The 19,232-nt window shown below is 69.7% G+C and carries 18 protein-coding genes; 6 read left to right on the top strand and 12 right to left on the bottom strand.

Annotation, left to right across the window (positions count from 1 at the left end; translation table 11 throughout):
• Window positions 1-8: 8 nt before the first annotated feature.
• On the top strand, window positions 9-665 hold the full coding sequence (locus K7854_RS19320) for a type III effector protein (RefSeq protein ID WP_226027782.1): 657 nt from the start codon (window positions 9-11) through the stop codon (window positions 663-665).
• Window positions 666-813: 148 nt separating this feature from the next.
• Window positions 814-1,284: a VOC family protein gene (locus K7854_RS19315; RefSeq protein ID WP_226027781.1), complete on the top strand. Its 471-nt coding sequence runs from the start codon at window positions 814-816 to the stop codon at window positions 1,282-1,284.
• A 50-nt stretch (window positions 1,285-1,334) separates the two neighbouring features.
• On the opposite strand, the gene K7854_RS19310 is transcribed toward K7854_RS19315, so the two are convergent.
• Entirely contained in the window at window positions 1,335-2,204 is an 870-nt protein-coding gene (locus K7854_RS19310; RefSeq protein WP_226027780.1) for a helix-turn-helix domain-containing protein, read from the bottom strand.
• 198 nt (window positions 2,205-2,402) lie between these two features.
• Here K7854_RS19310 and K7854_RS19305 point away from each other — a divergent pair, with 198 nt between their 5' ends.
• Window positions 2,403-3,317: an alpha/beta hydrolase gene (locus K7854_RS19305; protein ID WP_226027847.1), complete on the top strand. Its 915-nt coding sequence runs from the start codon at window positions 2,403-2,405 to the stop codon at window positions 3,315-3,317.
• 188 nt (window positions 3,318-3,505) lie between these two features.
• Here the strand turns inward: K7854_RS19305 and K7854_RS19300 are convergent, their stop codons facing one another.
• The 7 genes from K7854_RS19300 to K7854_RS19270 form a co-directional block, all read right to left on the bottom strand.
• Window positions 3,506-4,411: an ABC transporter permease gene (locus K7854_RS19300; protein ID WP_226027779.1), complete on the bottom strand. Its 906-nt coding sequence runs from the start codon at window positions 4,409-4,411 to the stop codon at window positions 3,506-3,508.
• A 43-nt stretch (window positions 4,412-4,454) separates the two neighbouring features.
• Window positions 4,455-5,549, bottom strand: coding sequence for an ABC transporter substrate-binding protein (locus K7854_RS19295; protein ID WP_226027778.1), 1,095 nt, complete (start codon window positions 5,547-5,549; stop codon window positions 4,455-4,457).
• Window positions 5,550-5,562: 13 nt separating this feature from the next.
• On the bottom strand, window positions 5,563-7,158 hold the full coding sequence (locus tag K7854_RS19290; protein WP_226027777.1) for a carboxylesterase/lipase family protein: 1,596 nt from the start codon (window positions 7,156-7,158) through the stop codon (window positions 5,563-5,565).
• An 83-nt stretch (window positions 7,159-7,241) separates the two neighbouring features.
• A complete protein-coding gene (locus K7854_RS19285; RefSeq protein WP_226027776.1) occupies window positions 7,242-7,949 on the bottom strand; it encodes a GntR family transcriptional regulator in 708 nt (235 codons plus the stop codon).
• 202 nt (window positions 7,950-8,151) lie between these two features.
• Window positions 8,152-9,345 (bottom strand): DUF3500 domain-containing protein, encoded by a 1,194-nt coding sequence (locus K7854_RS19280; protein WP_226027775.1) that lies wholly within the window; start codon window positions 9,343-9,345, stop codon window positions 8,152-8,154.
• 68 nt (window positions 9,346-9,413) lie between these two features.
• Entirely contained in the window at window positions 9,414-10,310 is an 897-nt protein-coding gene (locus K7854_RS19275; RefSeq protein ID WP_226027774.1) for a substrate-binding domain-containing protein, read from the bottom strand.
• A 200-nt stretch (window positions 10,311-10,510) separates the two neighbouring features.
• On the bottom strand, window positions 10,511-11,305 hold the full coding sequence (locus tag K7854_RS19270) for an ABC transporter ATP-binding protein (protein WP_226027773.1): 795 nt from the start codon (window positions 11,303-11,305) through the stop codon (window positions 10,511-10,513).
• A gap of 835 nt (window positions 11,306-12,140) precedes the next feature.
• On the opposite strand from K7854_RS19270, the gene K7854_RS19265 reads away from it, so the two are divergent.
• Window positions 12,141-13,307, top strand: coding sequence for a lactonase family protein (locus K7854_RS19265; RefSeq protein ID WP_226027772.1), 1,167 nt, complete (start codon window positions 12,141-12,143; stop codon window positions 13,305-13,307).
• Between the two features lie 329 nt (window positions 13,308-13,636).
• The gene (locus K7854_RS19260; RefSeq protein ID WP_226027771.1) at window positions 13,637-14,911 is read left to right on the top strand and encodes an MFS transporter; all 1,275 of its coding nucleotides are present in this window, start codon (window positions 13,637-13,639) and stop codon (window positions 14,909-14,911) included.
• 214 nt (window positions 14,912-15,125) lie between these two features.
• Here K7854_RS19260 and K7854_RS19255 read toward each other — a convergent pair whose 3' ends face one another.
• The 3 genes from K7854_RS19255 to K7854_RS19245 form a co-directional block, all read right to left on the bottom strand.
• Entirely contained in the window at window positions 15,126-15,551 is a 426-nt protein-coding gene (locus K7854_RS19255) for a PPOX class F420-dependent oxidoreductase (protein WP_226027770.1), read from the bottom strand.
• Between the two features lie 122 nt (window positions 15,552-15,673).
• Window positions 15,674-16,189: an SRPBCC family protein gene (locus K7854_RS19250; RefSeq protein ID WP_226027769.1), complete on the bottom strand. Its 516-nt coding sequence runs from the start codon at window positions 16,187-16,189 to the stop codon at window positions 15,674-15,676.
• A 26-nt stretch (window positions 16,190-16,215) separates the two neighbouring features.
• Window positions 16,216-16,911: a type 1 glutamine amidotransferase domain-containing protein gene (locus tag K7854_RS19245; RefSeq protein ID WP_226027768.1), complete on the bottom strand. Its 696-nt coding sequence runs from the start codon at window positions 16,909-16,911 to the stop codon at window positions 16,216-16,218.
• 169 nt (window positions 16,912-17,080) lie between these two features.
• Between K7854_RS19245 and K7854_RS19240 the strand changes: the two genes are divergently transcribed.
• On the top strand, window positions 17,081-18,040 hold the full coding sequence (locus K7854_RS19240; protein ID WP_226027767.1) for a LysR family transcriptional regulator: 960 nt from the start codon (window positions 17,081-17,083) through the stop codon (window positions 18,038-18,040).
• Window positions 18,041-18,202: 162 nt separating this feature from the next.
• Here K7854_RS19240 and K7854_RS19235 read toward each other — a convergent pair whose 3' ends face one another.
• On the bottom strand, window positions 18,203-19,168 hold the full coding sequence (locus K7854_RS19235; protein ID WP_226027766.1) for a pirin family protein: 966 nt from the start codon (window positions 19,166-19,168) through the stop codon (window positions 18,203-18,205).
• Between the last annotated feature and the right edge of the window lie 64 nt (window positions 19,169-19,232).

Raw genomic sequence — 19,232 nt, 5'->3', positions numbered from 1 at the left:
GGTGAGCCATGACCGCAGACCCCCAGGAAGCCGACGCGCAGCCCCCGTCGTTCTTCGCCGCCGAGGCGGCGCTGGCGGCGATCGAGGAGGCCGTCCACACCGCCCAGGCGCCCCGGTCCGCCGAGCAGCCCGGCTGCGAGGTCACTTCCGACCAGGCGCTCGCCGCGCTGCTCCTCCTGCGCCAGGTCCGCGCCCGTCTCGCGGGCTGGGAGACGGGGCTGATCGAGACCGCACGTTCCGCGGGAGCCAGCTGGGCCGATCTCGCGCGTCCGCTCGGGGTCGCCAGCCGGCAGGCCGCCGAACGCCGCTATCTGCGCCTGCGCCCCGGAGCACCCGGCAGCACGGGTGAAGAGCGCGTCCAGGCCGCCCGGGACCGCCGCGCCGCGGACCGCAGTGTCACCGCCTGGGCCCGCGGCAACGCCGGTGACCTGCGCCAGCTCGCCGGTCAGGTCACCGCTCTCACCGGCCTCCCCGCCGAAGCCCGCACCCCCCTCTTGCAGGCACTCGGCCAGAACGACGCCGGCGGACTCATCGGCCCACTGGCCCGGGCACGCGATCACCTTGCAGCCGACCAGTCGGAACTGATCACCCGCATCGACACCCTCACCCGCCACGCCGAGCAGATCCGCGCATCCACGGAAGGCGAACGTCAGCCCCCGGGATGAATCGCGACCGCCGCCCCGGCGGCAGGCCCCGTGATTGTGGTCGCGTCGTTCCCAGTGGCGGACATTCCCTGTCCGGCACTGGTGACAGAGTCGCGCTCGCCGCCGGAACCCCCGGCGCCGAAGCCACGTCAAGAAGGACCGCATCACCATGTCGGTAAACGCTGTCACCCACCTGAACTTCCGCGGCCAGGCCCGCGAGGCCCTCGAGTTCTACCAGTCGGTGTTCGACGGTCAGCTCACCGTCGCCACCTACGGCGACTTCGGGATGCCCGCCGAGTCGCCCGACGCCGCCAAGGTGGTGTTCGGGCAGGTCACCGCCGACAACGGGTTCCGGGTCATGGCCTACGACGTACCGGGCGAAGACGCTCCGGTCACCAAGGACGCCCCCACGACCCGCCGGGAGAACGGCACCACCCTCACCGACGAGCCGTTCTTCGTCTCCGTCAGCGGCGAGACCGTCGAGGAGGTCCGCGCGTTCTGGGAACGCCTGGCCGACGGCGCGACGGTCGTCGAGGCGTTCGGCCCGAGCCCGTGGGCCCCGGCATTCGGGATGCTCACCGATCGCTTCGGCGTCACCTGGATCCTCGACGTCGCCGCCGAGCACCCCGCCCGGGCCTGATCCTCTCTCCGGACGACATCCATGCACACTCGTCCACCCGGCCGCAGCAGCTACCGGTCTCCCGCTGGGCGGTCGGCGGCTGCCGCGGTCCGTGCGGCGAGGTCGCGCAGGCGGTCGTGACTGGTCGTTCCGGGCTCGGCGGTCAGCGTGATGACCTGCTGGTCGGGATCGTCGGTGGAGGTGAGGAAGGACCAGTCGAGGGTGAGCGGGCCGACGACCGGATGGTTCAGCACTTTCGTGCCTGACCTCTGGGCGGCGACCCGGTGCGTGCCACACCAGCGCCGGAAGTCGGGATCCTGGAGCGACAGTTCGCCCACAAGCTCGGCGAGCCGTGGATCCTTGGGATCGCGGACGGCCTCCATGCGCAGCTGTGCCAGGGTCATCCGTGCCGCCCACTCCCAGTCCGCGTACAGGGCTCGGACGGCCGGTTCACGGAAGACCAGGCGTACGAAGTTGCGGTGCTTCTCCGGAATCCGCGCGAAGTCGGTGAACAGGGCGGCCGCCATGGCGTTCCAGGCGAGGATGTCCGTGCGCCGGCCAAGGACGACGGCCGGCGTGGTGGAGAGGTCGTCCAGCAGGCGCCGCAGTTGCGGCTGGACCTTCTGCGAGGTGCGTCGGCGCGGGCGGGCGGCGTCGCGCCCGGACAACTCGAAGAGATAGGCCCGCTCACCCTCGTCGAGACGCAGGACACGCGCGAGGGTGTCGAGTACCGGTTCGGAGGCCTGGCGGCGGCCCTGTTCCAGGCGCGTGTAGTAGTCGGGGCTGATCGACGCCAGCGACGCCACCTCTTCGCGGCGCAGACCCTTGACCCTGCGCCTCCCGCTCGCGTCAGGCAGTCCCACTTCGGCCGGGCTCAGCTCCGTGCGCCGCGCCTTCAAGAAGGCGCCCAGTTCGCTGACGTGGCCGTTGCTGCTGCTCATAGCCGCAAGTGTGACAGCCTGCCGCCCCTGCGACAGTGGGCCTGCCGTGTCCCAGGACAGCTCTGTCCTGGGACGGAAGAAGCCCCTTACCCCCTCCCCGTGCCGGGTGCGAGTGTCGGTGACGACGAGGACGGCCTGGAGGAATCCGCGCCGTCCGCGGCCATCTCCCAGTCCCACCCGTACCAGGAGCGACATACCGTGAAGACCGACGTCACCTTCCCCAGCAACGGTCTCGCCCTCGCCGGGGTTCTCTTCACCCCGGACGACCACTCCGACGCCCGGCAGCCCGCGGTTGTCATCTCCCATCCGGGCGGGGGCGTCAAGGAGCAGAGCCCGAGTGTCTACGCCGAGCGTCTGGCCCGGAAGGGGTTCGCCGCGCTCGTCTTCGACGCCGCCTACCAGGGCGAGAGCGAGGGCGAGCCGCGAGGCCTGGAGAACCCTTTCCAGCGGGCCGAGGACATCAAGTCCGCCGTGACCCACCTGACCACCCGCGACTGCATCGACCCGGACCGGATCGGCGCCCTGGGCATCTGTGCGTCCGGCGGGTACGTCCCCTACGCCGCGCAGACCGACCACCGCATCAAGGCCGTCGCCACGGTCAGTGCCGGGGACATGGGCTCCGTGATCCGCGAAGGGCTGGGCCGTACTCAGGACCCGGCGGTCCTCACTGCCCTGCTCGACCGGGCCGCGGCGGCGCGTACCGCCGAGGCACGCGGCGCGGCCCCGGAGATGGTGGCGTGGATCCCCGACAACGCCCAGGACCTCCTGGAGAATGCCACCCGGCAGTTCCGGGAGACGTACGAGTTCTACTGCACCCCGCGTGGACACCACCCCCGTGCGGTCCAGGGATGGGTGCTGCGCAGCGTCGACCAGCTCGCGCAGTACGACTCGTACGCGATGATCCGGCTCATCGCGCCCCGCCCTCTGCTGATGATCGTGGGTTCGGAGGCGGAGACCGCCTACTTCAGCCGGGAAGCGATCGAGCAGGCGGCCGAGCCCAAGGAACTGTTCGTCATCGACGGCGCCACTCACATCGACCTGTACGACAGGGACGAACACGTCACGCCTGCCGTCACCAAACTCACCGAGTTCTTCGGAACGCACCTGGCGTGACCGGCGGCGGAGCACACCTCGAACCACGCGTGTGGTCCGCCGGTCCCGGAGCAGAGTGACGGCCGTTCATCGGCGTCACACGGACGGTGCCGACGAGCAGTGACGGCGACGCCCCGCTGGTGGGTGTTCCGGCGGAGCGGTCGTCGGCGAGGTGCCGGTGCTTCCAGGCTGCGCGATGCGGGCTGCGACTACCCGCGGACCGCACTCTCCCTGGGAGCGCCCCCGGCTCTCACGGTCTTGCGGCGGGACCGTCGGTCACCCAGGCCGAGGCGTTTGAGCGCCAGCGTGTCCAGGGCGCTGAGCACTCCGTTGAGGATCAGCGTCATCGCCACCAGGACGATCAGGCCGGCGAACTCGGTCGGGGCGTCGAGGTTCGTGGCCGCGGTGAACAGTTCGTGGCCGACTCCCTCGGTGGAGGCGATGAACTCACCGCCGATGACGCCGAGGATGGCCAGTGGTCCACCCGTCTTGAGCGCCGCGAAGAACGGCGCGGCCAGGGTGGGGAGCGTCACGTAGCTCAGGACGTGATGCCGGCGCCCGCCCATGACCTGGACGATCTCCACGAGTTCGCGTTCCCTCAGCCGCAGGCCCAGGTAGACGTTGTAGAAGACCACGAAGGACACACCCGCGGCCGCGATCGTGATCTTCGACATGGGACCGATGCCGAAGAAGAGCAGGAACAGCGGCGCGAGCGCGATCTTGGGGATGCCGTTGACGGCCGCGATGAGCGGCTCCAGCACCTGGCCCGCGAGCGGGACCGAGCCCAGCACCAGGCCCATCACGGTGCCGATGGCCACACCGATCCCGAAGCCCGCCAGGATCTCGATCGCCGTCGCCTTGATGTCGATCCATCCGGTCGACGAGCCGAGCAGATCCCACAGGGCGTGCGACACGTCGGTGGGCTTGCTGACGGCGTACTCCGGCAGCACGGGACCGCTCATCACCTGCCAGAGGATCAGGCACAAGGCGATGACCGCGATACGCAGCACCACGACCAGGGCGGTCTTCCGCCACGCACTGTTCCTGACGTCTCCTGTGGGGGTCGCTTTCTCGACCTCGGTCTTGCCTTTCGCACTGCTGGTGGCAGTCGCCATCGTCTGCTCCTTCCGGTTGGCCGGGCGCGGTGCACCGGCCGCCTTACGGCAGGTACTTGTCGGTCCAGTTGTCGGTGGTGACCTTCGCGCCCTCGGGGAGCGTTCCCAGGCTGTCGAGGAAGGCCATGGTCTTCTTCCAGCCCGCGGCGTCCATCGAGCCGTCCGCGGGCCATCCGACCTGCTTGAGGCTGTCCTCCACCACGTTGTCCGGCACACCCTTCAGCGCCTTCTGCGCCGCCTTCAGCACCGTCTTGTCGTTGCTGTCCTTCAGGTGGCTGCTCATGTACGCGGTCGCCTGCTGAACCGCCGTGACGAACTTCTTCACGATGTCGGGGTGTTCGGCGGCGTAGCTCTTCTGCGTCACCACCAGCTGCCCGTAGCCGGCCTGCTCGGCGGCCCACTGGGGGACCTTGACCGGGTCGGCGACCAGGATGCCGTCACCGGCGTCCTGGATCTGCAGCGGGATCGGTTCGGAGGTGAGGAACCAGTCGATCTGGCCGCTGTTGATGGCGGCCTTGTCGGCGGCCGGGCTCGGCAGCGAGACCCACTTGACCTTCTTGTCGGGGTCGACGCCGTACTTCTTCAGGAAGATGCCGGCCTCGGCCCTGGTGTTGGCCGAGCTGGCACCGCCGGTGGAGCCCGACAGTGCCTCCGCCACCTGTGCGGCGGGAGTCTTCGCGGTCAGGCCGTGGTCCTTGGCGAAGTCCTTGCTCACAACGAGGCCGAGCGGGTTGCCCAGTCCGTCGGTGGAGACCGCGATCTGCGGAAGATTCTTGGAGAGGGAGGTGACGAACCCGGTGGGACTGCTGTCGAAGAACTGCACCGAGCCGGACTGGAGCGCCGAGGGGCCGGTCGACGCGGTCAGGGTCACGAACTTCATCTTCAGGCCCTGTTTCTTGAAGAAGCCCTGGGCGTCGGCGACGTGCAGCGGCGTGTCGAAAATGCTGCCTCCGCCACCCACCGTGATCTGGGTGAGCCCGTCCGAGGTGGTCGTGGTGGCGGAGCCGCTGCCGCAGCCGGTGAGCAGCGCCGGGACGATCACGGCGGCCGAAGCCGCGGCGAGAAGCCGTCGGCTCCCGCCGGGCCGGGGCCGGAGGCCATGGCGGGCCGGGCGGGCGGTGGGGTGGTCGTGTGTCATGAACGGTCTCCTGTCACCAAGCATGCTGGTTACGGAAATGGCGCTGCCAGAAGTCGAACCGGGGCGGGTCGGCCAGGGGGATCGGTCCGAAGCCCGCACCGACCTCCATGACCGCCGGGGCGTCCGGTGTCCACGCGGGCCAGTGCGGCAGTCCCGGTCCGTTGGGGTCGCCGGTGGCCACGTAGTTGGCCCAGTAGCCGCTCATCGTCTCGGCGATGTCGCGGTCCTCGTCGGTCCACTCGGCGCGGTCGGGGTGGAGATTGCCGAGCACGAAGTCGATCTCGGAGCCGTGCGAGGCGCGGCGGGCGCCCTGTCCCGCTGTCGGGCTGGCGTACGTCCAGAAGTACGTGTACACGGGCCGCTTCGCGTGTGGGGCCCAGTCCTTCGCCCACAGCCAGGTGGAGATCCTGGCATTGTCGCGGACCGCGGCGCAATGGGCGTGCGCCGCTTCCTCGTCCGTGTGTGCAGGGTAGAGCCGGAGGAACTCCTCCGCCATCGCGCCGAACTTGAGACGGGACGCGGCGACGTAGTCCTCTCGTGTCACGTGGACCGGTGGCGCGCCCGGCCGCCATGTCTTCCTGCCGGCCAATCGGTACGCCTGGAAGAGGCTCTCCGGTACCGCCCCGCTCTCGTCGAGGTTGTTCCCGGCGAGGTACCAGACGTCGTTCTGCAGTCCTTTGGCATACGTCTCCTCGTAGCCGTGCGGAATCACCCAGCCGTCGACGACGGGACGGAACAGCGGCGGTTTGGCCGAACTTCCGGTCTCGACGGTGTCGTCGACCGCGGAGGCGTCCCCTTCGACCAGCTTCTGCCAGGGCAGTGTCCGCAGTCGTCGAAGGGTGCGCGCGCCGCGCGCCGCCGCGTACCGGGCGCCGGCGGCCTCGGCGTCGGCCAGGATCCGGTACGACGGTGACAGATAACGCAGTTCGAGATCGCGGGAGTGGCGGGCGTGACTCTGCGCTATCGCCCGGTGGAACAGCCCTTTGGCCAGCGGTGACATGGCGAGGAAGTTGACCGATCCGGCGCCGGCCGCCTGCCCGGCGACTGTGACCCGGTCGGGGTCGCCGCCGAAGTGCACGATATTGCGCTGGACCCACTCCAGCACCGCGATCTGGTCGAGCAGTCCGTAGTTGCCGGAGGCGTGGTGCGGGGACTCCTCGCTGAGTTCAGGTGTGGCCAGAAACCCCAAGGCACCCAGGCGGTAGTTGAATGTCACCACCACGACGCCCTTGCGGGCCAGTGCCTCACCGTCGTAGCGGCGGTTGCCGCCCGTGCCGACGCGGAAACCACCGCCGTAGATCCAGACGAGCACCGGACGCGGCCGCTCGTCCGCGGGACTCGCTCCCGTCCAGATGTTGAGGCGCAGGCAGTCCTCGCTCATCGGCAGGGTGTTGCCGTCCAGCTCCGAACCCGGCACCTGCGGGCACATCGGGCCGAACCTGTTGGCCTTGTACACCCCGGTCCAGGGCAACGGGGGGCGGGGTGGCCTCCAGCGGAGTTCTTCGACCGGTGGGGCCGCGTAGGGGATGCCGCGGAACACGGTGATCGACCGGTCCCGCCCCGGTATCCCCTCCACCAGTCCCGCTTCGGTCTTCACACGCTGGTGCATGGTCTCTCTTTCTGGTCCGTGACGCACAGTTCGTCAGCCGGCGCGTAGAGCGTTCGTCAGGCGCGGGAATGAACGACAGCCCTCTAGGTGTCCGTCGTCAGGGGCGCGCTGCGCTCCTGTTGCGCGTGCAGCAGCAGTGCCCGTCTGGCGCTGCCGACGTGATGGAGCATCGCGGCGGCCGCCGCCTGGGGATTGCGCGTAACGACGGCCCAGAGAACGGCCTGGTGTTCCTCGAGGGATCCGGTGCGCGGGTGGGGCGCGGAGGGGTTGCGGTACTGGCGCATCACCAGGGGGTACAGCAGGGTGTCGTACGCCCGGGCCAGGGTCTGCTGGTGGGCGGCCTCCTTCACCTGCTGGTGGAAACGCCGGTTCCCCCGGGAGTAGCCCGTCGCGTCTCCGCGGGCCTGGCAGTCCTCCATCGCCTCCAGTGTGCGGCGCAGTCCGTGGATCTCCTCATCGGTGCCCCGTTCGGCGGCCTTGCCCGCCAGAGCGGACTCCAGCGTCTCGCGCGCCTCCAGGATGTCCGCGGCCTCCTCGACCGAGAAGCTGCGGGTCCGCACCCCCCTGTTGACCTCGCTGGTGACATACCCTTCCTGGGTCAGCCGGACCAGAACCGATCGCATGGTGCTGCGCGAGACGCTGAACATCCGGGTCAGGTCGGCCTCGGTGAGCCGGGTTCCCGGCTCGACGCTCCCCGACAGCAGCAGCGAGCGCAGTCCTTCGTAGGCCTGACTCTGCCGGCTCAGCGACATCCGGCTCGGGTCGTCGTCGAAGCCGTTGGAATCCATCATGACCTCCTGCGGGTCTGTTCGGAGGGACCGAGTGGTCAGGCGCCGTTGCGGATGAGCGCCGGACACAGGCGCCGGGACGTGCCGGCACGGTCTCCCGCCGGCCGGTTCGGTCAATCAGGCGATCCGCCCGGCTTTGCAGGCATCGATGAAGCGAGCACCGGCGTCGTTTCCGCTCCCCGCGCCGCACGGCCCGGCGGGCGACTCAAGTCATCCGGTCGGGGTGTACGGCCGGGTGATGGTGCCGCCCGTGCTGGTGGTGCCGCTCGTGGTGCTGGCGCAGCAGGTCGACGCCGAAGTCGTTGCCGTTGGGAGTGCGCACGATGGTGTGGATGTGTCGGCGCGAGTGGTAGTCGTTGTCGAAGAGCACGCCGGGCATGTGCTCGAACTCGACAATGATCACCGGGCTGTGGAAGCGGTAGTAGAAGGTGCCGTCGGGGTCGCCGGCCCACCCGAAGTGAGTGTCTCCCTCGTGGACCAGCACCTCCTGCATGCGCGTGCGCGCCTGGTCCTCGCGGGCCCGGTTCACGTACAGGCCGAGGAGCTGGATGGCGGTCTCCCGCTGGCCGGGGGACATCTCACTCAGACGCAGGCCCTGGTAGTCGAGCTCCCAGTTGTCCCGGAAGGCTCCGACGAACAGCTCCTGCGGCTGTGTGTCCGCGATGACGGCCCGCTCCCGCTGCCGGCCGTCGAGCTGGGTGAACAGCTCGTGCCCGAGCGCCTCCTCGCCCCGGAATGCCACGGTTCCGGCGTACTTCCCGCCACCAGCGATCACTGGTTCGGCTCCGAGGAAGGAAGGGGTGAGGACCATCTGGTCCCCGACGAAGACGCAGTTGACGTTGACGTGGTGTCCGTCGAGCTGCCACCCCCATGGGCCGCCTTTCTCCGGTTCCCCGTAGAGGGAGAACCAGTACAGCCACTCGTTGAGTCCGTGCGTGTTGTCACTCAGCTCACCGATGGTGAGGTTGAGGTGCATCAGGTCGACCATCTGGCCGTAGCCGTACGCGCTGAGGCTCTCGCGCATGACGTTCATGGCCCGCTCACGCCCGGCGTCGTCGAAATCCTCCAGCAGGAGTCCGTGACGCAGGAAGTACCGGGCGCCGTTGTTCCAGTGGCGCCAGCTCACGTCGTCCATGGGGAAACGGCCCTCGGCGAGCTGCTTGTCCGTCATGCCCGCCAGGTACTCCTCCGCCGCCCGGTACACCTTGCGGACGTCCGCGCGAGTACGGCGCAGTGGGAACAGTCCCGACTGTATGCCGCCCGAAGTGGCTACTCCCCGGAAGGGCTCGTTCGCCGCCTGCACCCGCCAGGCGACCTTCTCGAGCAGGTCGGGCGTCCAGGACTCCGGCTTACGCGTGGGCGGATTGCCCCGTTGTCGCAGCCCTACCGGCTCTCCCATCGCTGCTCCTCCTTTCGATGTTCCTCAACGGATGCGCCGACGGACGGCGCTCCCTGCCGACCGCCTGCTCACCTGTCGAGGAAAGTCGTCTTCCGCTCGATCGCTGCGACATCCACCGGCTCGGTGACGAGGCCCTGTTCCAGGGCGTAACGCCCGCCGATCTCAAGGCACTTGGTCAGCTGGTCGCTCCACCCGGCCGTGACCGCGCGCCCGGCGGGCGAGTCGTCCCGCTCGTCCGCGGTGTCCGCGATCGCCTTCTTCAGCGCCCGGTACACGGCGAGTACGGCGTCGGGGCGGGTGCGCAGGATGTCGTCACGCACCACCATCAGGTGGTTCGCCGGGACCGTCCCGTGCCGCTCGATCCACGCCAGCCCGGCGTTCTCGGCGTCCGCCACGAGCGGGACCAGCCCCGCGCCCTGCCCGCCGATCGCCTTGGGGCCGAGCACCGCCGCGGAAACATCGTGGGAACGCAGCAGGTCCGCGACCCGCTCGGCCTTCGACCGCTGCACGTACGGGGGGTTGACGTACTGGGCGACATGAACGTCCTCAGTGGTCACCCACGTGACGTCGGAGGACTTGACCCCGTATTCCTCCTGCAGCCAGCCACGTACCCACAGACCGGTGGTCTGGCCGTACGCACGGACGCCCACGCGCCGGCCGACGAGGTCGCCGGGGCTGAGCTCCGGGCCCTCGGGCAGCCGGGTCAGGGAACGGTGGTGGGTGCTGCCCACCAGCACCGCCGGCAGCAGCGTCAGCGGGATGCCGGCGTCCCGGGCCTGAAGGTAGGTGGCCAACGGCATCTCGCAGATGTCGTAGGCCAGGTCACGGACCATCCGGGCGAAGGCCGGGGGCAGCGGAGAGGCCTCCGGGTACTGGCAGTCCGCTCCGTCCACGGGGACGGTGCCGTTCTTCAGCTGCCGGGTGTGCGGGTGGTTGCCCAGCATCACTTTCAGTGGTGTCGACATGGGTGTCTCGTGCCTCTCTCAGACGTCTCGCCGTACTGGATGCGGGCGGTAGGGGTGGTCAGCGCTTCGCGGGTGATACGGACGTACGTCGATCACGGTGGGGAACGCGTACGTACACCGCCGGCGCGGTGCGCAGTTGGTCGGTCTTGCGGTACCGGGTCCTTCAAGAAGGCGAGCCCGGTGGTGGGCCGCCCCCGGCCTCAGGCGGCGGGCTTCCGCTCGGCGGCGAAGAGACTCCACAGGTTGTTGTAGAGCTCCGAGAACTCGGGCGACTCGACGAGTTCGCCGATCTGACGGGGACGCTCGAAGGGGACGGGGAGGACGCGGCGAATCGTGCCCGGACCCTTCGACATGACGACGACCTCGTCCGCCAGGTAGATGGCCTCGTTGAGGTCGTGTGTGACGAAGATGAGAGTTCCGTTCTGTTCCCGCCAGATGTTGAGCAGTTCCTGCTGGAGCTCGAGCCGGGTGATGGCGTCGAGCGGTCCGAACGGCTCGTCCATCAGCACGATGGACGGGTTGTAGATCAGCGCACGCGCGATCGCCACGCGCTTCTGCATACCGCCCGACAGCTCCCGGGGAAAATGGTCCTCGAAGCCGGTCAGGCCGACGAGGCCGATCCAGTGGGCGATGCGTTCCTCCCGTTCCCCCTTGGGAACCTTGCGGAACTTGAGTGCCAGACCGATGTTGGCCTTGACGCTCAGCCAGGGCAACAGGTGGGAGTGCTGAGTCACGTACGCCGCGTCGGAGTTGACGCCATTGACCCGCTCGCCCGCGTAGTGAACCTCGCCCCGGGTCGGCGTCAGCAGCCCGGCTGCCAGGTTGAGGATGGTGCTCTTTCCGCATCCGCTGGGGCCGATCACGGCGACGACCTTGCCGCGGGCGACCTTGAACGACACGTTCTCGATGGCCGGTCGGTGGGTCCCGGGGAACTGCAGAGTGACCTGCTCGAGACGGAGTGCCTCCGGGTGGATTGTGCGCTGACTGGTCGACATATATGTCTCCTCGACCTCCTCCTCGCGAAGCGATGAGGAGGTCGTGCGCTCGCGCCTGCGACGGCGTTCGTATGTGAAGGTGCGATGAACCGCTGGGGTGATACCACTGTGCGTCCCCGCGGAGCACCGGATGTGGCTGGGGATCTCGGGCTGAAGCAATCTCGGCCGCGCGGCTCGTCCCGAGATTGTCCGACAAGTTGTGCCGGGAACGTAACACCGTCGACTCACTGCCACAAGAAGTCCGCAGAAAAAACCTTGTTCACCGCGGACCCCTCAAAGCGACCTCTCAGGATTGTTGGACAACCTGTCCTCAGTGTCATGACGGGGGTCCACAGCAGGTGAGGGCAGCGCCGGCGTCACCGCACGGCGGGCCGCAAGGCGGCAGGGTCTCGCGAGCCCGGCGCTCAACCGCGCCCGCAGGGATTCCGGCGCCGGCACCAGGGGTCCTCGCTTGACCTCTTGATGCCCAATCTTTGTCTGACAAAAAGAGAGGGGTCGAAGGGGACTTTTGCTGCAGAAGCACCCTCTTCTTGCACGTGTCTTGCCGAGACAGTTCGTTCGCGTTACGTTCCTTGCGGCTCTTGTCTGACAATCCAGACCGCTCACAGGCTTGACCGAACGTGTCGGCGGCCGAAGATCCGGAAGCTCCTGAGGGAGGAGCACGGTCGGCTGGGCGCGCAGATCACTTCACGCGCCGTCTCAGTTCGCGGCCCCGTGCTGGGCGCTGGGCCGCGCACCCGTGACATGAGAAAGGACCGTGCTCGTGACGAACGCATTCCAGCACGTCCCCCGGGGCGGCCGAGCACAGCGTGGGCCCTCTCGCCGCACTGTCCTGGTGACCCTCTCCTCGTCGGCCGCCACGGCGCTGCCGCTGCTCTCCGCCGCGCCTGCCGGCGCGTCACCGCAACGAGCCGACGACCTGCTCTACATCGGTACTTGGGGGCAGGGCCAGGTGCACGCGGTGCGCTTCGACCCGGACCGCGGGACCATGACGTCTCTGGGGCCGGTGGCACAGGCCAGCGCGAACTGGGTCACGGCGCACCCGTACCGGCCAGTCCTCTACGTCGCCGGCGCCGAGCAGGGCGGATTCGTCCGCGTCTTCCGCATCCACGATGCTTCCGGGGCCCTGCGCAAGGTCGGCGAGGTCGAGACGCAGTCGGCCCCGGCCGGCAGCGGTGGACTGTCCTTCATCGGGCTGACCCCGGACGCGGACGCCCTGCTGGTCGCCGACTTCGCGGCGGGGGCCGCGGCTACCGTGCCGGTGGGCGCGGACGGCCTGCTCGGCCCCGTGGCCTCCCGCGTTCAGGACACGGGCTCCGGGCCCCATCCGCGGCAGTCGGGCCCGCACCCGCACCATGTCGTCCTCGCCCCGCACCGCAAGTCCGCACTGGTCGCGGACTTCGGCGCCGACAGGGTGTTCGTGTACGACTACGACCGGGCCACTCACCGGCTGTCCGCCGGCGCGCCCGACGGCCCCGCCGCCTACCTGACGGCACCGGGGTCGGGCCCGCGACGCCTGGCCTTCCACCCGAACGGACACACCGTCTACCTGCTGAACGAGTTGACAGCCGACTTGCAGACCCTGCACTGGGACGCGACAAAGGGCACACTGACGCACCGGCAGACTCTGTCGACCAACACCCCGGGGCACACGGGGGTGACGAGCGCCGCCGAGCTGGCTGTCAGCAGCGACGGTCGCCATGTCTACACCTCCAACCGCGGTGAGAGCACGCTCGTCGTCTTTTCCGTGAACCTGGGGACCGGTCTGCTCACCGAAGTGCAGCGCGTTCCCTGCGGCGGCGTGACGCCATGGAGCTTCGCCCTCCACCCGAGCGGCAGATGGCTGTTCGTCGCGAACGAGGCGAGCGGCACGGTGAACCTCTTCCGTGTTGCCCGGGGATCCGGACATCTCACGGACACCGGTACGAGCGTGGCCGTGCCCTTCCCCGACTGCATCACCTTCCGTGTCCGGGCCGGTACCCCCGGCTTGACGCGGTTCTGACCGGACTGCCGCCCGCACCGAGGTGCGGCGGATCCACATCACTTCGGTGACCGGGCCCACGCCGGTGGCCGGTTCCCGCGCTCCACCGCGCCCGGAAGCGGACTCGCGGCCGCCGGCCACCGGGATCGGAGCGACATGACCACTGCGCGGCAGCACACGACCGTCCGCCACGTCCGGACCGCGACAGACGGGCAAGCCCGCCCCCGCCGTACGCCTCCCGCGGGCCCGCGTCCCCTCGCCGGGCCGGGACGCCACTGCCCGGCCCCCGGCGGGCACGGTCCGTGCCAAGGGCAGCCGCGGCCTGGGAACGAGCCGATACCGGTGCGCCGATGACCGGCGTGGAACACAACCCGACGCCCCCCGGGACGGATCCTGACGGGAACACCCGACGCCCGGGCACTTTCGCCTCGCTGCGCATCAGGAACTACCGCATCTACACGCTAGGGCAGTCCATCTCCGTCGTCGGCAACTGGATGCAGAACGTCGCCGTCGGCTGGATGACACTGCAACTCACGCACAGCGGAACGATGCTGGGTCTCGTGATCGGCGCCCGCTACCTCCCCGTGCTGCTGTTCGGCGCCTGGGGCGGGCTCGTGGTGGACCGCCACGACACCCGCCGCCTGCTCGCCCTCACGCAGATCTGGTTCGCCGCGCAGGCCGCGCTCCTCACCGTGCTGTCCGCCGCCCATCTGGTGACGCTGCCGCTGCTCATCGTGATCATGCTGACGCTCGGCCTGACCAACCTCTTCGACGGCCCTGCCCGCCAGAAGCTGATCAGCGAGCTGGTCGCCGCGGAGCACCTGACCAACGCCATCGCCGTCAACTCCACCTTCGTCAACACGGCAAAGCTGCTCGGGCCCGGCGCCGCCGGGTTCGTCATCGCCGCCCTGGGCGTGGCCCCGTGCTTCGCCCTGGACACCGTGTCCTTCCTGGCCGTTCTCGTCAGCCTGGCCATGCTGCGGACGTCGGAGATGCACCCCGCCGAACGAGAAGTACGGGCGAAGGGACAAATTCGGGCCGGGCTCACCCACATCCGCCGCACCCCCGAACTGCTGTACCCCATGTCCATGGTGTACGTGACAGGAATTCTCACCTGGGAGTTCCCGGTGAGCCTGCCGCTGCTCACCACATCGGCGTTCCATTCCGGCCCCGCCGGTTACGGCGCGGCCACGGCCCTGATGAGCGCGGGCGGAGTGCTGGGCGGATTCGCGGCGATGCGGCGCCGCCACCTCAGCACACGGTCCCTGTCGATGTCAGCGTTGATCTGGGGCGCCCTGATCTGCGCCGCAGCCCTGGCACCCAGCCTGCCGGTGGCCCTGGCCCTGCTCGTCCTTGTCGGAGCCGGCTCCATCACGTTCAATGCGTCTGCCAAGACTCTGATGCAGGTCGGAGCCGCCCCGCAGATGCGCGGCCGGGTCATGGCGATCTGGTCCATCGGCTGGATGGGGGGCACCGTCATCGGCGCGCCGACAGTGGGGGCGATCGGCGCCTCCTTCGGCCCCCGCAACGCACTGTTCGCCGGCGGGGTGGCCGCAGCAGGCGTCGGATTTCTCGTGCTGCTACTCACCTCGGCCGGACGACGCGCAACAGGTCCTGGCGGATGATGCCGCGCTCGCGGTGGCGCTGAGCGGGGACTGCCTGGCCGACGCGGGCACGGACAACCACCTGGTTGACTCCGTTGCGGGCGAGGGCGTCGGCGGCGCGATCGATGCAGGTATGGCCCCGGCCTCCGCCGGGACGGTACCCGTCGTCGACGCTCTCATCGCCCGCTATGCGCGGACCTTCAGTTGTGCGCAGGGTGCTCGACCTCGCCGGACCTCATCCGGTGAACGCCTGATCGCTGTCCCGGTGCGCACCCCAGCCGTGCCAGCGCTCGACTTCGATCCAGGCGGTGACCCGGGCGCGGACGCGGTCCGGGTACGGCTTGCCGGTGTAGTGGGTTGCGATGCGATCCGCATCGGCCAACCCCTCGTCCTCCCGCATGTCGACGACGCGACCGATGAGGGTGACGTGGGTGTACCAGTCGTCTTCGGCCAGGACGGTCAGGGTGACGCGCGGGTCCCGGCGCAGGTGTTTCAGCCGGATCCGGCCCTCGTCCAGACTGATCAGCGCCCGGCCTTCCTCCCATCGGTACCAAGTGGGGGTGGACACGGGCTGACCGTCGGAGCGCACGGTGGCCATGACGGCCGGGTTGGGACGGCTCAGGAGGTTTTGGGCTTCGGCGGGCAGGGGTGGTTTGGACACGTGGAGTCTCCTCGGGGATGCACCAGGACTGGGCGACGCCTGCGAACGTAGGTCGGATGGCCGCCCGCACGCCAAGAGGAAAGTCGATCTCAGCCATCGGCATTCCGATGGCTGAGACGCGGCTACGCGGAAGCCGCGCGGAGCAGGCCGTCCAGCCAGGACTGGTGGCCGTTGAGCATCGGGTTGGGCCGCTCCTCGGCCAGCGCCGCGGCCGGCCGCCCGATCTGGGACTCCTGGGTCAGGATGCGCACCCGGTCACCGGGCAGATCCTCCACCAGCCAGGCGTGCAGCACGTCGAGCCGCTCCTCCGGAGGGCCGTCCTGCTTGGCCGTCCAGGACAGGCGGCCGGGCACGCCGTCCGCTGGGGCCTGGAACTCCACCACGCGCGCGTCGAGGGGAGGGAAGCCGAAGGTGCCGAAACGGAAGGCGAGGTCGGCCTTCAGGACGGGTCCGCCGCCGTCCGGGAAGGAGATGTCGGCGACGTTGTCGTAGTAGCCCTCCCACTCGGAGGTGTCGGTCAGGTAGTGCCAGACCCGGTCGGCCGTGACGCCTCTGCCGATCACCTCGTTGGAGACGAAGTTGTCGCCGGTGCCCGGCAGGTACTTCTCGGGCCAGGTGATCGCGTTCTGCGTGGTCATGTTCCTGTCTTTCGGTCAGTGCGGTGTCAGGCCAGCTTCTTCAGCAGCTCGTCGGCGAGCGGGCCGGACGAGGCGGGATTCTGGCCGGTGACGACGTTGCGGTCGACCTCGACGTGCGGCGCCCACGGCTCGCCCGCCACGACCTCCAGGCCGGCCTCGGTCAGCCGGTCCTGGAGCAGCCACTTCGCCTTCGCGGCACCGCCCGCCATCTCTTCCTCGGCATTGGTGAACGCGGTGATCCGGTAGCCGGCGTAGGCGTTGGCCCCGTCCTCCCTGACCGCGGCCAGCAGCGCGGCCGGGCCGTGGCACACCACGCCCACGGGCATCCCGGCCTGCACGGCATGGGCGAGGAGGCGACCGGAGTCGGCGTCGACCGCCAAGTCCTCCATCGGGCCGTGACCACCGGGAACGTAGACCGCGTCGAAGTCCTCCACGGTCACGTCGGCCAGGGCCACCGGGTTGCGGAACTCCGCGGCACCGTCCGTCACGGCCTTGACCTTCGCGGCATTCTCCGCGCCGCCATTGGCATCGGCAGCAAGGCTGGCCGGGTCGACCGGCGGGACGACGCCATCCGGGGTGGTTACGGTGATCTCGTGTCCCGCGTCCTTGAACGCCTCATAGGGAACGACCGCCTCGTCGGCCCAGTAGCCCGTGCGGTGCTTACTGCCGTCCGCCAGCGTCCACTCGTCCGCGCCGGTCATCACGAAAAGGATCTTCGCCACGTCTGCTCCTCGGGTCAGCTCACATCGTCGCCACCCCGACCGGGGCCCGCCACTTGAGCGGCATCTCGGCGACCTCCACGACGCTAGCCCTCCCGGCATCGGCAAACCAATAGAAGCATCGATCGCCGGTATCGGCTCACCGATGGACCGAATGACTACGATGGCACATATGAAGCCCCCGACGCCCGACATCTCCGATCCTGCGCACCGCGTCGGCGGCCGGCTCCCGGCGCACAGCGACCTGAACCTGTTGCGCACGTTCCTGGCCGTCTACCGCGCCGGTACCTTCACGGCCGCCGCCCCTGTCCTCGGCCTGTCCCAGCCCACCGTGACCGCGCAGATCCGCACCCTGGAGCAGCAGACCGGCCGTGAGCTGTTCACCCGCCTGCCCCGGGGCGTGGAGCCCACTCCCGTCGCCCATGAGCTGGCCGCCCAGGTCGCGGGCCCTCTCGACGCTCTCACCGCCCTCGAAGCGGAAGGCACCGCGGCCGGCCGGACCGCACCCGTGCACCTCGCCGGACCGTCGGAGCTGCTGTGCGTGCGCGTTCTGCCGGCCCTGGTGCCACTCGTGGCCGACGGCGTCCGGCTGCGGGTCGCCCAGGGGCTGCCCGAGCCGCTGCTGGAGGAAATGCGGGTGGGCCGTCACGACCTGGTCATCACCACCCGTCGGCCGCGCGGACGCGGTCTGCCGTCCGTGCCGCTCGCCGACGAGGAGTACCTGCTCGTAGCCTCCCCCGCCTGGGCCGACCGTATCGCCGCACCCGCCGGAACCGACCTGTGCGCCGCCCTGCGCGAGGTCCCCCTGGTCACCTACGCCGAGGACCTGCCCATCCTGCGGCGCTACTGGCGGACGGTCTTCGGCAAACAGCTCACCACCCGCGCAGCCGTCACCGTACCCAACCTGTACGCCGTGCTGTCCGCGGTCAACGCCGGCGCCGGCGTCAGCGTCCTGCCACGCTCGCTGTGCCAGGAGTATCTCGACTCCGGCCGCCTCTCCCTGCTCCACGATCCCGTGGAACCCCCGCTGAACACCCTCTTCCTCGTCCAGCGCCCCGGCGCCGAGACCAATCCCGACGTCCTCCGCGTCCGCGACCTGCTCCGCACCGCCGCCCACGACTGGCAGCGGTGACGGCGTACGGGTGTCGGCCTACAGCAGGCGGTGGAGTCGCTGCGGTAGGTGCGGAGTTCGTGGAGGGGGAGGTGGTGCGGTGACACTCTTGCCGGGGACGGCACGGCACATCGCGCTTGCCGCTCGCCCAACCGCATGGCACACGCGAGGACCCTTTGCGGGTCAGCGCACCCTCCCGCGCGGCTTCAGTGGCACCGCCGGCAGCGCAGGTGCAGGCAGCGGCGCACCGTCGTAGCCCTTCACCTCCCCGAACCGGGAGCCTTCCATCCAGTCCCGGCGGGCCTGCTCGATCTCCTCCTGGGAGCGCCCGATCCAGTTCCAAAACATGATCAGCTCCTCCTCGAACGGCTCGCCGCCCAGGAGCATCAGGCCCGCGTCCGAGTCGGCGCGCAGGGGCAACTCGTCGCGGCCGCAGCCCAGGTAGAGCATCGAGCCCGGCACCAGGGGCACGCCGTCGACGTGTGCCTCGCCGCTCATGGCCAGTACGGCGTACTCGAAGTCCCGTTCCAGCGGCAGGCGTACCTCCGTGCCGCCGGTGAGGGCCAGGTCGGCGCCGACGAGGGGGGTGTACGTGGTGCCGGGCGAGGTGGCGGTGTCGAGGGTGCCCAGGAGCACGGTGGCCGCCAGGCCGGGGGCCGTGACCCGGGGCAGCTCGGCGTGGAACTCGAAGTGCGGGTCGGTGTGGCGGTGGGTGTCGGGCAGGGCCACCCACAGCTGGGCCCCGTGCAGCAGGCGGGCGTGGGAGCGCGGGCTCTCCTCCGAGTGGCTGATCGCGCGGCCGGAGGTCATCAGGCCCAGCTGGCGCGGGCGGATGGTCTGCAGGCTGCCGGTGGAGTCGCGGTGCAGCACCTCGCCCTCGTGCAGCCAGCTCACCGTCTGCAGACCCATGTGGGGATGCGGGGGCACCTGCATGCCGGGCTCGTCGGCGATGTCGTCGGGACCGTAGTGGTCGACGAAGCACCAGGCGCCGACCATGCGCCGGCCCAGGTTGGGCAGCAGTCGGCGGACCTCGGTGGACTCGCCGAGCCTGACGTTGCGCGGGCTGAGAAGTTCCCGTACGGGTTCCGCCACCACGAAGCCGCGGCCGCCGCACAGACTGGGAACGGCCTCGCGATCAAGATTGCTCATGCCGCCCAACCTAGTCCCGGTGAGGCCTTCGCGTCAGACGGAGGGCGGGCCGTCACCGTGGCGG

This window comes from Streptomyces hyderabadensis (assembly GCF_020404845.1).
Lineage (GTDB): Bacteria > Actinomycetota > Actinomycetes > Streptomycetales > Streptomycetaceae > Streptomyces > Streptomyces hyderabadensis.
Note: the sequence above shows the minus strand (reverse complement) of the source record. Positions and strands in the feature narration are given on the sequence as shown.

Bases quoted from the DNA above. Each gene is read 5' to 3' on its own strand.
- K7854_RS19320 (WP_226027782.1), top strand. From the start codon at position 9: ATGACCGCAGACCCCCAGGAAGCCGACGCGCAGCCCCCGTCGTTCTTC.
- K7854_RS19315 (WP_226027781.1), top strand. From the start codon at position 814: ATGTCGGTAAACGCTGTCACCCACCTGAACTTCCGCGGCCAGGCCCGC.
- K7854_RS19310 (WP_226027780.1), bottom strand. From the start codon at position 2,204: ATGAGCAGCAGCAACGGCCACGTCAGCGAACTGGGCGCCTTCTTGAAG.
- K7854_RS19300 (WP_226027779.1), bottom strand. From the start codon at position 4,411: ATGGCGACTGCCACCAGCAGTGCGAAAGGCAAGACCGAGGTCGAGAAA.
- K7854_RS19295 (WP_226027778.1), bottom strand. From the start codon at position 5,549: ATGACACACGACCACCCCACCGCCCGCCCGGCCCGCCATGGCCTCCGG.
- K7854_RS19290 (WP_226027777.1), bottom strand. From the start codon at position 7,158: ATGCACCAGCGTGTGAAGACCGAAGCGGGACTGGTGGAGGGGATACCG.
- K7854_RS19285 (WP_226027776.1), bottom strand. From the start codon at position 7,949: ATGATGGATTCCAACGGCTTCGACGACGACCCGAGCCGGATGTCGCTG.
- K7854_RS19280 (WP_226027775.1), bottom strand. From the start codon at position 9,345: ATGGGAGAGCCGGTAGGGCTGCGACAACGGGGCAATCCGCCCACGCGT.
- K7854_RS19275 (WP_226027774.1), bottom strand. From the start codon at position 10,310: ATGTCGACACCACTGAAAGTGATGCTGGGCAACCACCCGCACACCCGG.
- K7854_RS19270 (WP_226027773.1), bottom strand. From the start codon at position 11,305: ATGTCGACCAGTCAGCGCACAATCCACCCGGAGGCACTCCGTCTCGAG.
- K7854_RS19260 (WP_226027771.1), top strand. From the start codon at position 13,637: ATGACCGGCGTGGAACACAACCCGACGCCCCCCGGGACGGATCCTGAC.
- K7854_RS19250 (WP_226027769.1), bottom strand. From the start codon at position 16,189: ATGACCACGCAGAACGCGATCACCTGGCCCGAGAAGTACCTGCCGGGC.
- K7854_RS19240 (WP_226027767.1), top strand. From the start codon at position 17,081: ATGAAGCCCCCGACGCCCGACATCTCCGATCCTGCGCACCGCGTCGGC.
- K7854_RS19235 (WP_226027766.1), bottom strand. From the start codon at position 19,168: ATGAGCAATCTTGATCGCGAGGCCGTTCCCAGTCTGTGCGGCGGCCGC.